Annotated in this window: 17 protein-coding genes; 3 read left to right on the plus strand and 14 right to left on the minus strand. The window is 72.8% G+C overall.

The genetic code is table 11. The features are described from left to right. Nucleotides 1-27: 27 nt before the first annotated feature. The 4 genes from CTKZ_RS09420 to chvE all read right to left on the minus strand — a co-directional run bounded on the left by CTKZ_RS09420 (nucleotide 28) and on the right by chvE (nucleotide 5,334). Nucleotides 28-1,212: an ROK family transcriptional regulator gene (locus CTKZ_RS09420; protein WP_124342712.1), complete on the minus strand. Its 1,185-nt coding sequence runs from the start codon at nucleotides 1,210-1,212 to the stop codon at nucleotides 28-30. 132 nt (nucleotides 1,213-1,344) lie between these two features. Next, the gene (gene mmsB, locus CTKZ_RS09425; RefSeq protein ID WP_124342713.1) at nucleotides 1,345-2,526 is read right to left on the minus strand and encodes a multiple monosaccharide ABC transporter permease; all 1,182 of its coding nucleotides are present in this window, start codon (nucleotides 2,524-2,526) and stop codon (nucleotides 1,345-1,347) included. Then, entirely contained in the window at nucleotides 2,526-4,061 is a 1,536-nt protein-coding gene (gene mmsA / locus CTKZ_RS09430) for a multiple monosaccharide ABC transporter ATP-binding protein (RefSeq protein ID WP_124342714.1), read from the minus strand. Before mmsA ends, mmsB begins: the two co-directional genes overlap by 1 nt. 115 nt (nucleotides 4,062-4,176) lie before the next feature. Then, the gene (gene chvE, locus CTKZ_RS09435) at nucleotides 4,177-5,334 is read right to left on the minus strand and encodes a multiple monosaccharide ABC transporter substrate-binding protein (protein ID WP_124342715.1); all 1,158 of its coding nucleotides are present in this window, start codon (nucleotides 5,332-5,334) and stop codon (nucleotides 4,177-4,179) included. A 394-nt stretch (nucleotides 5,335-5,728) separates the two neighbouring features. On the opposite strand from chvE, the gene CTKZ_RS09440 reads away from it, so the two are divergent. Further along, nucleotides 5,729-7,273, plus strand: coding sequence for an MATE family efflux transporter (locus tag CTKZ_RS09440; protein ID WP_124342716.1), 1,545 nt, complete (start codon nucleotides 5,729-5,731; stop codon nucleotides 7,271-7,273). 7 nt (nucleotides 7,274-7,280) lie between these two features. On the opposite strand, the gene rpmF is transcribed toward CTKZ_RS09440, so the two are convergent. From rpmF to rpmB, 6 genes are read right to left on the minus strand one after another with little or no spacing between them, the layout of a single operon-like run. Then, nucleotides 7,281-7,451 (minus strand): 50S ribosomal protein L32, encoded by a 171-nt coding sequence (gene rpmF, locus CTKZ_RS09445; protein WP_124342717.1) that lies wholly within the window; start codon nucleotides 7,449-7,451, stop codon nucleotides 7,281-7,283. Continuing rightward, a complete protein-coding gene (ykgO, locus tag CTKZ_RS09450) occupies nucleotides 7,451-7,573 on the minus strand; it encodes a type B 50S ribosomal protein L36 (RefSeq protein WP_124342718.1) in 123 nt (40 codons plus the stop codon). Before ykgO ends, rpmF begins: the two co-directional genes overlap by 1 nt. After that, a complete protein-coding gene (locus CTKZ_RS09455; protein WP_124342719.1) occupies nucleotides 7,570-7,842 on the minus strand; it encodes a type B 50S ribosomal protein L31 in 273 nt (90 codons plus the stop codon). The genes ykgO and CTKZ_RS09455 overlap by 4 nt, the downstream gene beginning before the upstream one ends. A gap of 35 nt (nucleotides 7,843-7,877) precedes the next feature. Further along, on the minus strand, nucleotides 7,878-8,183 hold the full coding sequence (gene rpsN / locus CTKZ_RS09460) for a 30S ribosomal protein S14 (protein WP_124342720.1): 306 nt from the start codon (nucleotides 8,181-8,183) through the stop codon (nucleotides 7,878-7,880). After that, nucleotides 8,183-8,356 carry a 50S ribosomal protein L33 gene (rpmG, locus tag CTKZ_RS09465; RefSeq protein WP_124342721.1) on the minus strand — a complete coding sequence of 58 codons (174 nt, stop codon included), beginning with the start codon at nucleotides 8,354-8,356 and terminating at the stop codon, nucleotides 8,183-8,185. The genes rpsN and rpmG overlap by 1 nt, the downstream gene beginning before the upstream one ends. Beyond that, complete coding sequence (gene rpmB / locus CTKZ_RS09470; RefSeq protein WP_124342722.1) at nucleotides 8,353-8,592, minus strand: 50S ribosomal protein L28; 240 nt, start codon at nucleotides 8,590-8,592, stop codon at nucleotides 8,353-8,355. Before rpmB ends, rpmG begins: the two co-directional genes overlap by 4 nt. Nucleotides 8,593-8,646: 54 nt before the next feature. Here rpmB and CTKZ_RS09475 point away from each other — a divergent pair, with 54 nt between their 5' ends. After that, a complete protein-coding gene (locus tag CTKZ_RS09475; RefSeq protein ID WP_124342723.1) occupies nucleotides 8,647-9,765 on the plus strand; it encodes a CobW family GTP-binding protein in 1,119 nt (372 codons plus the stop codon). Between the two features lie 56 nt (nucleotides 9,766-9,821). Here CTKZ_RS09475 and CTKZ_RS09480 read toward each other — a convergent pair whose 3' ends face one another. Then, on the minus strand, nucleotides 9,822-10,238 hold the full coding sequence (locus CTKZ_RS09480) for a DoxX family protein (RefSeq protein ID WP_124342724.1): 417 nt from the start codon (nucleotides 10,236-10,238) through the stop codon (nucleotides 9,822-9,824). 75 nt (nucleotides 10,239-10,313) lie between these two features. On the opposite strand from CTKZ_RS09480, the gene CTKZ_RS09485 reads away from it, so the two are divergent. Next, nucleotides 10,314-11,078 (plus strand): glycerophosphodiester phosphodiesterase family protein, encoded by a 765-nt coding sequence (locus CTKZ_RS09485; RefSeq protein WP_124342725.1) that lies wholly within the window; start codon nucleotides 10,314-10,316, stop codon nucleotides 11,076-11,078. Between the two features lie 77 nt (nucleotides 11,079-11,155). Here CTKZ_RS09485 and CTKZ_RS09490 read toward each other — a convergent pair whose 3' ends face one another. The 3 genes from CTKZ_RS09490 to CTKZ_RS09500 are packed head-to-tail and all read right to left on the minus strand — an operon-like array spanning nucleotide 11,156 to nucleotide 12,792. Beyond that, nucleotides 11,156-11,659, minus strand: coding sequence for a GrpB family protein (locus tag CTKZ_RS09490; protein WP_124342726.1), 504 nt, complete (start codon nucleotides 11,657-11,659; stop codon nucleotides 11,156-11,158). Nucleotides 11,660-11,666: 7 nt separating this feature from the next. Next, a complete protein-coding gene (locus CTKZ_RS09495) occupies nucleotides 11,667-12,152 on the minus strand; it encodes a PPOX class F420-dependent oxidoreductase (protein WP_124342727.1) in 486 nt (161 codons plus the stop codon). Nucleotides 12,153-12,156: 4 nt separating this feature from the next. Beyond that, complete coding sequence (locus CTKZ_RS09500) at nucleotides 12,157-12,792, minus strand: WS/DGAT domain-containing protein (protein WP_124342728.1); 636 nt, start codon at nucleotides 12,790-12,792, stop codon at nucleotides 12,157-12,159. Nucleotides 12,793-12,945: the final 153 nt, after the last annotated feature.

A 12,945-nucleotide genomic window follows, 5' to 3' on the forward strand; every position in this document is an offset into this window, starting at 1 on the left:
GTCCCAGTCATCATGCCTCCGAGCGGTTCATGCGTCGGCCCGCTCCTGAGCGGTCACCGGCGGGTCCAGGTCGACGTCGGCGTGCTGCATCACCAACGCGATGGCCCCCGCGACCTCGGCGGCGTTGCCGAGCTCGGCGGGGATCACCTCGAGCGGGGCGATCTGGTTGAGCAGGACGCGCCGCCGCAGCGCCTCCCGCATGGGCCGGAGCAGGATCTCGCCGGTCTCGGCGAGCTCGCCGCCGACGACGACGCACTGCGGGTTGACCGTCATGGCCACGCCGGACACGACGGCTCCGATCTCGGCGCCCGCGTCGGCGATGACCTGGGCGCACCCGGGGTCACCCTCGCGCGCACGCTGCACGACGTCGCGCAGCGTGAGGTTGCCGTGGGTCGCGCGCAGGGGCTCGACGATCGCGCGCGCACCGACGACGGTGTCGAGGCACCCGCGGCTGCCGCAGCGGCAGATGTCGCCCTGCGGGTCGACCTGGACGTGGCCGATCTCGCCGGCGGTGCCGGCGAACCCGCGGTGGAGCTGGTGGTTGATGATGATGCCGGCGCCGGTCCCGTAGGACGCGCGCACGTAGACGCTGTCGCGGTACTCGCGCGACGCGCCGCGCGTGCTCTCGGCGAGGGCGCCCAGGTTGGCGTCGTTGTCGACGTAGACGGGCAGCGCGAGCCGCTTCGACAGGACGTGCCCGACGTGCACCTCGTCCCAGCCGCGCATGACGCCGCGCACGGAGATCATGCCGGTCGCGTCGTCGACGGGGGCGGGCAGGCCGATGCCGATGCCGACGACGTCCTGCATCGCGAGGCCGAGGCGCTCGAGCAGGTCGACGACCAGGAGCGCGGTGCGGTCGAGGGACGTGTCGACCGGGTGGTCGACGGGCATCGGGAGCACGCGCTCGGCGAGCACCTCGTGCGTGAAGTCGGCGATCGCGACGCGGATGTGGCGCTGGCCGACGTGCACCCCGACGGCGAGCCCGACGCGGTGCGCGAGCGTGACGAGCTGCGCGCGGCGGCCGGTGCGGATCGTCGTGCGGACCTCGACGACGCCGTCGGAGACCAGCTGCTTGACGATCGTGGAGACGGTCGCGGGGGAGAGGCCCGTGGCACCGACGAGCTCGACCTGGGTGAGCCCGCCGTGCCGTTTGACGGTCTCGACGACGGCGCTGCGGTTGGCTTCACGCAACGAGGACTGCGAACCGGCCACCGCCTACCGTCCTCTCACGCGGCAGAGACTACCTGGCCTGCGCGAACGCGTCGGTAGGCCGGAAGTCGGATGTGTGTGCGAAAGGCCGGGCCCCGCGGCGTCGAGCGCCGCCGGGACCCGGCCGGTGCGCGATCAGCGAGCGGCGCCCGCGCGACGCTTGTTGTAGATGTCGAACGCGACGGCGAGCAGCAGCACGAGGCCCTTGACCATCTGCTGCACCGACTGGTCGATGCCCATGAGCTGCATGCCGTTCGACATGACGCCCATGATCAGACCACCGACCATCGCGCCGGTGACGCGGCCGACGCCGCCCGTGGTGGACGCGCCGCCGATGAAGCACGCGGCGATCGCGTCGAGCTCGAACATGTTGCCGGCCTGCGGCTGCGCGCCGTTGGACCGCGAGGAGTACACGACGCCGGCGACGGCGGCGAGGAAGCCCATGTTGACGAAGATCCAGAAGTTGATCTTCTTGACCTTGACGCCGGACAGCTCGGCGGCGTGCAGGTTGCCACCGATCGCGTAGACGTGGCGGCCGAACACCGTCTTCGTCGTGACGATCTGGTAGGCGAGGATCAGGACGCCGAGGATGATCAGCACGATCGGCAGGCCGCGGCTGCGCGACAGCTGGTAGGCGAACGCCATGACGACGGCCGCGATGAGCACCAGCTTGAGCACGAACAGCGGGAACGACTCGACGGCCTGCTGGTACTTGATGCGGGCCTGGCGGGCGCGGAGCTGGCTGAAGGCGTAGCCGGCGATCGCGATCGCGAAGATCACGAGCGTGAAGACGTCGAAGCCGTTGCCGCCGAGGATGCCGTTGAGGAAGCCACCGGCGATCTTCTGGTAGGCCGCGGGGAACGGCGACAGCGAGACGTTCTCGAGCACCTGCAGCGTCATGCCGCGGAACAGGAGCATGCCGGCCAGCGTCACGATGAACGCGGGGATCCCGACGAACGCCACCCAGAAGCCCTGCCACGCCCCGACGAGTAGGCCGACGGCCAGCGCGGCGAGCACGCCGAGCCACCAGGGGCTGCCGTTCTTGATGACGACCACCGCCGCGACCGCCCCGGTGAGCGCCACCACCGACCCGACCGAGAGGTCGATGTGCCCGGCGATGATCACGATGACCATGCCGATCGCCAGGATCAAGATGTACGAGTACTGCAGGACGATGTTGGTGATGTTGCCGGGGCTCAGCAGCATGCCGTCCGTGAGGATGGTGAAGAGCCCGATGATGGCGACGAACGCGATGTAGATGCCGCTCGTGCGCAGGTTGCGCGTGAAGATGTCCTTGAGACCCGCGACGGCAGTCATCAGGCGTTCTCCCTTTCCTTGGTCATGAGCTCCATGAGGCTCTCCTGGGTGGCCTCACCGCGAGGCAGCTGACCGGTGACCCGGCCGAAGGCCAGGGTGTAGATCCGGTCGCAGATGCCGAGCAGCTCGGGCAGCTCCGAGGAGATGACGACGATCGCCTTCCCCTGGTCCGCGAGCCGGTTGATGATCGTGTAGATCTCGTACTTCGCGCCGACGTCGATCCCGCGCGTCGGCTCGTCGAGGATCAGCACGTCCGGGTCGGTGTAGATCCACTTGGAGAGGACGACCTTCTGCTGGTTGCCCCCGGAGAGCTTCCCGGCGAGCGCCATGACGGTCGGGCTCTTGATGTTCATGGACTTGCGGTAGTCCTCCGCGACCTTGATCTCCTCGTTGCCGTTGACGAAGCCCAGGCGGGACAGCTTGCGCAGGCTCGCGGCGGAGATGTTGGTGCGGATGTCCTCGATGAGGTTGAGGCCGTACTTCTTGCGGTCCTCGGTCGCGTACGCGATGCCGTGGCCGATGGCCTCGTCGACGCTGCGGGTGCGGATCTCCTCACCGCGCAGGTACACGCGGCCGCGGATGTCGCTCCCGTAGGTGCGGCCGAACAGGCTCATCGCGAGCTCGGTGCGACCGGCGCCCATGAGTCCGGCGATGCCGACGATCTCGCCGGCGCGCACGGAGAACGAGGCGTTGTCGACGACCACGCGGTCGGGCTGCGTCGGGTGGTGGACGGTCCAGTCCTCCACGCGCAGCACCTCCTCGCCGGGGGTCGACTCGTGCGGGGGGTACCGGTGCTCGAGGTCGCGGCCGACCATGCCGCGGATGATGCGCTCCTGCGTGACGCCGTCACGCAACATGTCGAGCGTCTCGATGGTCTTGCCGTCACGGATGATCGTCGTGGAGTCGGCGATCTCGGCGATCTCGTTCAGCTTGTGGCTGATCATGATCGAGGTGATGCCGTGGTCCTTGAGCTGGCGCAGCAGCTCGAGCAGGTGCTCGGAGTCGTTGTCGTTCAGCGCGGCGGTCGGCTCGTCGAGGATGAGGAGCTTGACCTTCTTCGACAGCGCCTTGGCGATCTCGATGAGCTGCTGCTTGCCGACGCCGAGCTGACCGACGGGCGTCACGGGGAGCTCGTCGAGGCCGACGCGCGCGAGGAGCTGCGCGGCCTCCGCGTTCGTGCGGTTCCAGTCGATGAGGCCGCCGGCGCCCCGCTGCTCGTTGCCGAGGAAGATGTTCTCGGCCACCGACAGGTAGGGGACCAGGGCGAGCTCCTGGTGGATGATGACGATGCCCTTGTCCTCGGAGTCGTTGATCGACCCGAAGGCGACCTCCTCGCCCTCGAACAGGATCCGGCCGTCGTAGGTCCCGTGCGGGTACACGCCCGACAGGACCTTCATGAGCGTCGACTTCCCGGCGCCGTTCTCCCCGCAGATCGCGTGGATCTCACCGCGCTCGACGACGAGGTTGACGTCCTGGAGGGCCTTGACCCCAGGGAACGTCTTGGTGATCGACTGCATCTCGAGGATGGTGCTCATCCGCGTCCGACCGCCTCTCTGGTTGCTCGTGGCGTGGGCCCGCCGGCCGGGCCGACCGACGCCCTCGTGGGGCGCCGGCCGGCCGCGGCGTGCGGCGTGGCCCGCGGGTGGAAGGTCAGGCCTGACCCTTCTCCACCTGCTCGGCCGTCCAGTAGCCGGAGTCGATCAGCAGCGCCTGGATGTTGTTGGCGTAGACGATGTCCGACGTCAGGAGGTACGACGGCACGACCTTCACGCCGTTGTCGTACGTGTCCTTGTCGTTCGACTCGGGGGTCTCACCCGAGAGGAACTCGTCGGCGGAGGAGACGGCCTGCTCGGCGAGCTTGCGCGTGTCCTTGAAGATCGTCGAGAACTGGACGTCGTCCTGGATGAGCTTGACCGACGCGATCTCGGCGTCCTGGCCGGTGATGACCGGCATGGGCTTGGCGTCGGAGCGCGTCGGGCCGTAGCCCGCGTTCTGCAGCGCCGTGATGATGCCGCGCGACAGGCCGTCGTACGGGGAGAGCACGCCGTCGAGCTTGGTGCCGCCGCCGTACGTGGAGGTCAGGAGGTCCTCCATGCGCTTCTGCGCGGTCTCCTGCTGCCAGCGCAGGATGGCCGCCTGCTCGATGTCCGTCTGGCCCGACGGGACGGTGATGACGCCGTCCGTGATGTAGGGCTCCAGCGTGTCCATCGCGCCCTTCCAGAAGAAGTGCGCGTTGTTGTCGTCCAGCGAGCCCGCGAAGAGCTCGACGTTGAACGGACCCGCGACGTCGGGGACGGCGACGCCGTCCTCGTCGAGGACGCCGAGGCCCACGAGCAGCGAGGTCGCCTGCTGCACGCCGACGTTGTAGTTGTCGAACGTGACGTAGAAGTCCACGTTCTCGGTGTCGCGGATGAGGCGGTCGTACGCGATGACGGGGATGCCCGCGTCGGCCGCCGCCTGCAGCTGGTTGGCGAGCGCGGTGCCGTCGATCGAGGCGACGATCAGGAGCTTGGCGCCCTTGGTGATCATCTGGTCGATCTGCGACTGCTGCGTCGGGATGTCGTCGTTGCCGTACTGGAGGTCGACCTTGTAGCCGGCGGCCTCGAGGCCCTCCTTGACCGCGTCGCCGTCGGCGATCCAGCGCTCGGAGGTCTGCGTCGGCATGGCCACGCCGACGAGCTGGCCCGCACCGCCGTCGCCGCCACCGCTGGTCGAGTCGTCCGTGCTCCCGGCACCACCGCCGGAGCATGCCGCGAGCCCGAGGGCCAGCGTTGCGCCGATGGCGGCGATGGAGATCTTGCGTCGCATCGTCCACTCCTTCTCGTCGTTGAGACGGCCGCCACTGGGGCGTGCCTGGGTTGTCGAACCGCGGGAGCGACCCGCTCGCTGCGCGGTCCCCCGTGGGGCCTGGTCGTCGGGCGACAGCGCCCGGCAGCACGCACCACGCTCCTGTGTTCGAGAATCGAAGTCAAGCGGGCGGCTCTGATTTTGGGTTTCGAATCCATAACGGTCCAGACGCCGTCGCATCACGGAGGGGAGCGCTTCCCCCGAGCGGGTGAAAGCCGATCGGGCGACGTCGGGACACGATCAAATCGTTTCGTCCTCGACGGGTCGTATCGATACGATCGATGCCTGACGCGACCGGCACGACCCGACCACCGCGCTCCTCCCCAGCCCGCCCACTCCTGTCCCGGGAATCGCTGTGCCCAAGGTCCTCACCGCCGGTCGCCCCTGGCGCGTCATCCTCCTCTTCGCCGTCCCCCTGCTCGTCGGCAACGTCGTCCAGCAGCTGTACCAGGCCGCCGACGCCATGGTCGTGGGCCGCATCCTCGGCGTCGACGCGCTCGCCGCCGTCGGCGCCACCGGCTCGCTGCTCTTCCTGCTGCTCGGCTTCGCGTGGGGCATGACGAACGGCTTCGCGATCCCCACCGCGCAGGCGTTCGGCGCCGGCGACCACCACGCCGTGCGTCGCTCCGTCGCGGCCGGCGCGATCCTGTCGGGCGTCACGAGCCTCGTGCTCACCGTCGGCGCGCCGCTGCTCGCCGCGCCCGCGCTGCGCCTGCTGCAGACGCCCGAGGAGCTGCTGCCGCAGGCGACGACGTTCGCCGTCATCAGCTTCCTCGGCGCGAGCACGATGATGTTCTTCAACTTCCTGTCCGCCGTGATCCGCGCCATCGGCGACTCGCGCACCCCGCTCGTGTTCCTCACGGTGAGCTGCGTGCTCAACATCGTGCTGGTCGTCGGCGCGGTGGCCTGGCTCGACTGGGGCGTCGGCGGCGCCGCGCTGTCGACCGTCGTCGCGCAGGGCGTGTCCGTCGCGCTCTGCCTCGACCACGTCCGGCGGCGCGTGCCCGTCCTGCGCGTCCACCGGTCCGACTGGCGGGTCACCGGCGACGAGCTGCGCCTGCACCTGCGGCTCGGCCTGCCCATGGGCTTCCAGGCGTCGATCATCGCGATCGGCACCCTCGCCGTGCAGGTCCGGCTCAACGAGCTCGGCTCCGACGCCGTCGCCGCCTACACGACCGCCGCACGCGTCGACGGGCTCGCCGTCGCGCTGCTCGCGTCGCTCGGCCTCGCCGTGTCCACCTTCGTCGCCCAGAACCTCGGCGGCGGGCGCCCCGACCGCATCCGCCGCGGCGTCGTCCAGGCCGTCTGGATGTCCGTCGTGGGGTCCGTCCTCATCGGCGCCGTCCTCGTCGCCGGCGGCGGCGCGATCGTCCGGCTCTTCGTCGGCGAGGGCGAGGAGTCCGTGGTCGGCATGGCCGCGCACCTGCTGCTCGTCAACGGCCTGCTCTACGTCGTGCTCGGCGTGCTCTTCGTGCTGCGCGGCGCCCTGCAGGGCCTCGGGCAGACCGTCGTCCCGACCGTCACGGGCGCGATCGAGCTCGTCTGCCGCGTCGGCGCCGCCGTCGTCCTCGGGGCGTCCTATGGGTACGACGGAGTCGTCTGGGGCAACCCGCTCGCCTGGATCGGCGCGGTCGCGCTGCTCGTCCCCGCCTACGTCGCCGCCGCGCGCCGCCTCGCGCAGCAGCCGGTCACCGGGGTCGGCGCGGTGCCGACGACCCTCGTCGCCGACGGGCCCGCCGACGGGTCGGCCGTGCTCGAGTCGGTCGTGCCCGACGTCGACGCGCTGCCGTCGCCGCGGCCCGCGCCGGAGGAGCCGACGCTCGTCGACCCGTCCGGTGCGGGCGTCGAGAGCCGGGCCGAGGACGCGGTGGCGCACGACCCCTGCGGCGCCCGCGACTGAGCCGGGCTCAGAGGTCGAGGCGGAGGAGTCCGCGCTCGACCGCCCGGACCAGCCGGCGCGGCACGTGCACCGTGCGGCCGTCGACGGTCACCGGGACGAGCGCGGGCTCGTCCGCCTTCCACCGCGAGCGGCGCGCGCGGGTGCGGGCACGGCTCAGCCGGCGCTTGGGGACCGCCATCAGCCCTGCCTCGCCTTCCACCGCGGGTTGCGCTTGTTGATCACGTAGGTCGTGCCGCGGCGCCGGACGACGATCGAGCCGTCCTTCTTCTTGAGCGACGCGAGCGACGCGCGGACCTTCATGCGGGCTCCTCGGGGGTCTGCGCGGCCGGGCGGCCGTAGCGGCGGCGGAACTTCTCGACGCGCCCCGCGGTGTCCACGACGCGCGCGGTGCCGGTGGAGAAGGGGTGGCTCGCCGAGGAGATCTCGACGTCGATGACGGGGTAGGTGTTCCCGTCGGTCCACTCGACGGTCTTCGCGGACGTGGCTGTCGACCGCGTGAGGAACGCGAAGTCGGCGGACGCGTCGCGGAAGACGACGGGGTGGTAGTCGGGGTGGAGGTCCTTCTTCACGGGCGGTGCTCCTGTCGGGGTGGGACGGGGGTGGGTCACCAGCTGGACGTGGTGACGCCGGGCAGCTCGCCGCGGTGCGCCATCTCCCGCAGCCGGATGCGCGACAGGCCGAACGCCCGCCAGTAGCCGCGCGCGCGGCCGTCGACGACGTCGCGGTTGCGCAGCCGCACTGGTGAGGCGTCGCGGGGGAGGGCGTGCAGCGCGGCCATCGCCGTCGCGCGCTGCTCGGGCGTGCGGGCGGGGTCGACGGACGCGCGCTTGAGCGCGGCGCGTCGCTCGGCGTACCGGGCGACGACCTGCCGACGCTGCGCGTCGCGGGCGATCTTGCTCGTCTTGGCCATCAGCGCTCCTCGCGGAAGTCGACGTGACGTCGGACGACAGGGTCGAACTTGCGCAGCACGAGGCGGTCGGGGTCGTTGCGGCGGTTCTTGCGCGTGACGTACGTGAACCCGGTGCCGGCGGTGGACCGGAGCCTGATGACCGGGCGCAGGTCGGCGCGGCGGGCGCCGCTCATCGCAGCCGCTCGCCGCGCGCGAGCATGCGGGCCACGACGACGTCGATGCCCAGCCGGTCGATCGTCCTGATGCCGCGCGCCGAGACGGTGAGAGTGACGCGGCGGCGCAGCGACGGCACGTAGTACCGCCGTCGCTGGACGTTCGGGTCCCAGCGGCGCTTCGTGCGGCGGTGGGAGTGGGAGACGGCATGGCCGAACCCGGGGGTGGTGCCGAGCACCTGGCAGCGAGCGGACATGGCGGTCACCGTAGGTATTGATAACCGTTCTCGTCAAGACGTACGGTGTGCGCCATGACGCCTCCTACGCCGCTCGTCGTCCTCGCGACCGTGGACCCCGTCGTGCGCGACACGACCGTCTTCGGCCTCGTCACCGACCACCCGCGCCTCGTCGTCCTGCGCCACGACATCCTCGACGACGAGGACGGCGGCCGGATCCGCCGCGTGATCGTGAGCGGTGACGGCGTCCTGGAGGACACCGAGGTCCCGCTCGAGCACGCGTGCCTGTCGTGCGCCGTCCGCGAGGACGCCGTCCCGCAGCTCGAACGTCTCGCACGCGACCCGCGCTGGGACGCCGTCGTGCTCGCGCTGCCCGTCGGCGCCGAGTCCCTGCCCGTGTCCCGTGCGCTCGCCCGGTCGGGCCGTCGCGCCGGGTCCGCCGGGCTGCCCGGTGCGCGCGGGCTGCGGCTCGCCGACGTCGTCGCGGCCGTCGACCTCGACACGTTCGCCGACGACCTGCTCGGCGACGACCTCCTCGCCGAGCGCGGGCTCGCGCTCACGCACGACGACCGGCGCGCGGTCGGCGAGGCGCTCGCGGCCCAGATCGGGCACGTCGACACGCTGCTCGTCGGCGGCGACCGCGCCGCGCACCCCGTCGCGTCCGACCTGCTCGACCACCTGCGCGCACCCGACAGCCGGCGCGTCGACGGGCGCCACGGCGTCGACCCGCGCGCGCTGCTCCGCGGCCTCCACGACCCGGCCCGCGCCGACCGTCGCGCTGACCCGCTGCGCGCCGCCCCGCACCCGGGTGCCCCGACGGCGCACGGCGTGTGGACCCTCGACCTGCGGTCGGCGCGGCCACTGCACCCCGAGCGCCTCGTCGCACACGTGGAGCGGCTCGGCAACGTGCCCGCACGCAGTCGCGGACGGTTCTGGGTGCCCACGCGGCCCGACTCCGTGTGCGTGTGGGACGGCGCCGGCGGTCAGCTGTCCGTCGGCCAGCTCGGGACGTGGGGGCGCCGAGAGCCCGACACGCGCCTCGTGTTCACCGGCGTCGGGGACTGGGCCGGCGACCTCGTCGACGCGTTCGGCGACGTGCTCACGACCGAGTCCGAGCACCGCGCCGGGCTCGCGCCGTGGCTCGGGCGGCAGGACGTGCTCGAGCCGTGGCTGGGGGACCGCTCACCGGCCTGACCCGACGCGCGCCGCTTCGTCGCGGCGTCGCACGGAGCAGGCGGCGCCGCGGAAGGTCAGCGGGGGAGCAGTCGGCGGCGCGCGTCGGTCGCCGCGAGCGCCCACGCCACGAGCGCCGGCTGGAACACGAGCCGCGCGGCACGCTTGGCGTCCGAGTCGAGCCCGAAGCCGTCCTTGCGCTCGACGAGCTGCGCGACGTTGCCGGGGAAGATCGCGACGAAGAACGCGGCGGCCGCGGCTCCGACCCACGCGCGCGCCGGCTGCTTCCACGTCGCGACGAGCGCCGTGCCGAGAGCGAGCTCGACGACGCCCGACACCACGACCACGGTGTCGGCGTCGGCGGGGAACCACGACGGGACCTGGGCCTGGAACTCCTCCCGGGCGTTGGTCAGGTGGCCGGTGCCGGCGGTGAGGAGCGCGGCCCCGAGGCCCAGCTGACCGGCGGCGCGGGCGGCACGTGCGAGGTTCGTCATGAGGCCATCGTCGCCGCCCTCGACGGATCGCGCAGGTCAGCGGGGCTGTGCTGTGCTAGGACCGGGAGGGCCGACGTGAAGCATCCGTACCTCGACGCACCCGGTGGCGTCGCCGCGCTCGCGCACCGCGGCTTCTCGCCCGACGGGCTGGAGAACTCGCTGACCGCGTTCCAGGCCGCGGTCGACCTCGGCTTCACGTACGTCGAGACCGACGCGCACGGCACCGCCGACGGGCGGGCCGTGGCGCTGCACGACGCCACGCTCGACCGCACGACCGACGGCACCGGACGCGTCTCCGACCTGCCGTGGGACCGCGTGCGGGAGGCGCGGATCGGCGGTGTCGAACCGGTGCCGCTGCTCGAGGACGTGCTCGGCACGTGGCCCGACCTGCGCGTGAACGTCGACGTCAAGGAGCGGTCGGGCATCGTGCCCGTCGCCGACGCGATCGAGCGGACCGGCGCGCACGACCGCGTGTGCGTCGCGTCGTTCTCGGCGGCGCGGCGCGACGCGACCGTCGCACGGCTGTCGCGGCCCGTCGCCACGTCGGCCGGGACGACCGAGGCCGTCGCCTTCCTGCGCAGCGGCGGTCGCGTGCGGTTCCACGCGCGGTCCCGTCGACGGTTCGACGTCTACCAGGTGCCGTGGCGGTTCCGCGGGCGGCAGGTGCTCGCCGCCCGCCACGTCGAGGCAGCCCACGCCGCCGGGGTGCTCGTGCACGTGTGGACGGTGGACGACGCCGACGACATGCGGACGCTGCTCGACCTCGGCGTCGACGGACTGATCTCCGACCGCGCCGACGTGCTGCGCGACGTGCTGACGGAGCGCGGCCTCTGGCGGTGACGCCCCGTGCGTCGTCTGGTGCCGCCGCGTGCCTCGCGCGGTGCCAACGCGTGCCTCGGCCGGTGCCGCCGCGCGCGTCAGCCGGTGCCGTCACCGGCAGGATCGCCGGTCCCGTCGGCGGCGAGGACCCGGTCGAAGAACGCGGACTTGCGCGCCTCGTACTCGTCGGGCGCGCTCTCGTCCGCCTCGGCCTTCACGCGGTTGTGCTCCACGAGCAGGGCGGCGTCGGCGCGCAGCAGCGCCCACGTGCGCGTGAACCGCACGTCGTGCTCGGAGCCCAGCGGTGTCACGGCCAGGCCCGCGGGCAGGGGTGCGTCGACCGCGAACGTCGCGAGCGTCGCGCACCAGATCTCGGGGTGGACGACGGCGTGGTCGCGCCGGACGAGCGCGACGGCCGCGTCGAACTCCTCGGGCGGGACGCGCAGGTGCAGGTCGACGTCACCCCTGGTCAGCGCACCTGGCACGCTCGACGCGCCGACCCACACGAGCTCGCCCGGGACGCCCGCCGCGGCCAGCGCGGCGCGCTCGGCGGCGACGACCGCGACGGCCGCGTCGTGCAGCTCCTCCGCGCGGCGCAGCACGGTCGGGTCAGCCGTCGAGCGCGTCGAGGCGCTCCGCCACGTCGGCCGGGAAGCCGCCCGTCGCGACCGGGCCCCAGCGTGTCGGCGTCACGCGGATCAGCGACTTGTCCTGCAGGCGCATCGCCGCGCGGTACTCCTCCCAGTCCGGGTGCTCGCCCGCGATGCAGCGGTAGTAGTCGACGAGTGCGTCCTCCGCCTCGGGCATGTGCAGCACCTCGGCGTCGCCGTCGACCTGCACCCACGCGCCGCCGAAGTCGTCGGACAGCACGCACACGGTCACGCGCGCGTCGCGCTCGGCGTTGCGCGTCTTGGCCCGGCCCGGGTAGGTCGAGATCACCAGACGGCCCTGGTCGTCGACGCCGCCGCTGACCGGGGACACCTGCGGGCGGCCGTCGGTGCGCGTCGTGACGAGCAGGAAGTGGTGGCGCGGGCGGACGAAGTCCAGGAGCTCGGGCAGCTCGACGGTGCGGTGGGTGGCGACGGTGCGAGGCATGCCCTCACGGTAGGCGCCGGGCGAGGTCCGCGACCTGTCGGAGGCCGTCGCGCAGGTCGTCGGCGAGGGTCTGCACGAGGTCGGCGGACTCCGGCGCGCACAGGACGGCCGCGTCGAGCCGCCCGCTGATCGAGAGCGCGGCGACGCACGTCGTGACGTTGCCGACGAGCGGCACGAGCGGGACGGTGGCGACGAGCGGCACGCCGACGAGCCGGACGGGACCCGGCGGGCCGGGCGCGTGCGTGACGACGGTGCTGATGAGGCGCTGGCGGCACAGGAACCAGGGCAGCAGGCCGAGCCCGGCGACGAGCCGGGCGCCGAACGGGGCGAGCGGCCACGCCCACGGCCGGAGCCGCCGCTTCGCGGACCGCGTCCGGGCGGCGAGCCGGGCGAGCCCGTCGGCCGGGTCGCCGAGGAGGTCGGCGGGCACGGCGACCCGCAACGTCCCGAGGTGGTTGCCGAACGGCGTCCCGGGCAGCGTCGCCGGCACCGACAGGGCCACCTGCTCGCCCGGCCCGCCGCGCGCGAGGTCGGCGCGGTGGTACGCGCGCGCCCACGCCCACAGGAGCGCGTCGTTGACGGTCGCCTCGCACGTCCGGGCGCCCGCGCGCACGGCGGCGGCGTCGACCGAGACGGGCACCGCGACGGTGCCGCTGGTGACGGGCCGACGAGCGGGCTGCGGCCGGCGCGACCGGTGCGTGGCGGTCGCTCGTCGTCCGCTCGGGAGCGGGAGCCGGTGCCGCCGCCGGCGCGGGAGCCGGGGCCGGAGTCCGGGCCGGTGCCGGACCCGGCG

This window comes from Cellulomonas algicola, assembly GCF_003851725.1.
Lineage (GTDB): Bacteria > Actinomycetota > Actinomycetes > Actinomycetales > Cellulomonadaceae > Cellulomonas > Cellulomonas algicola.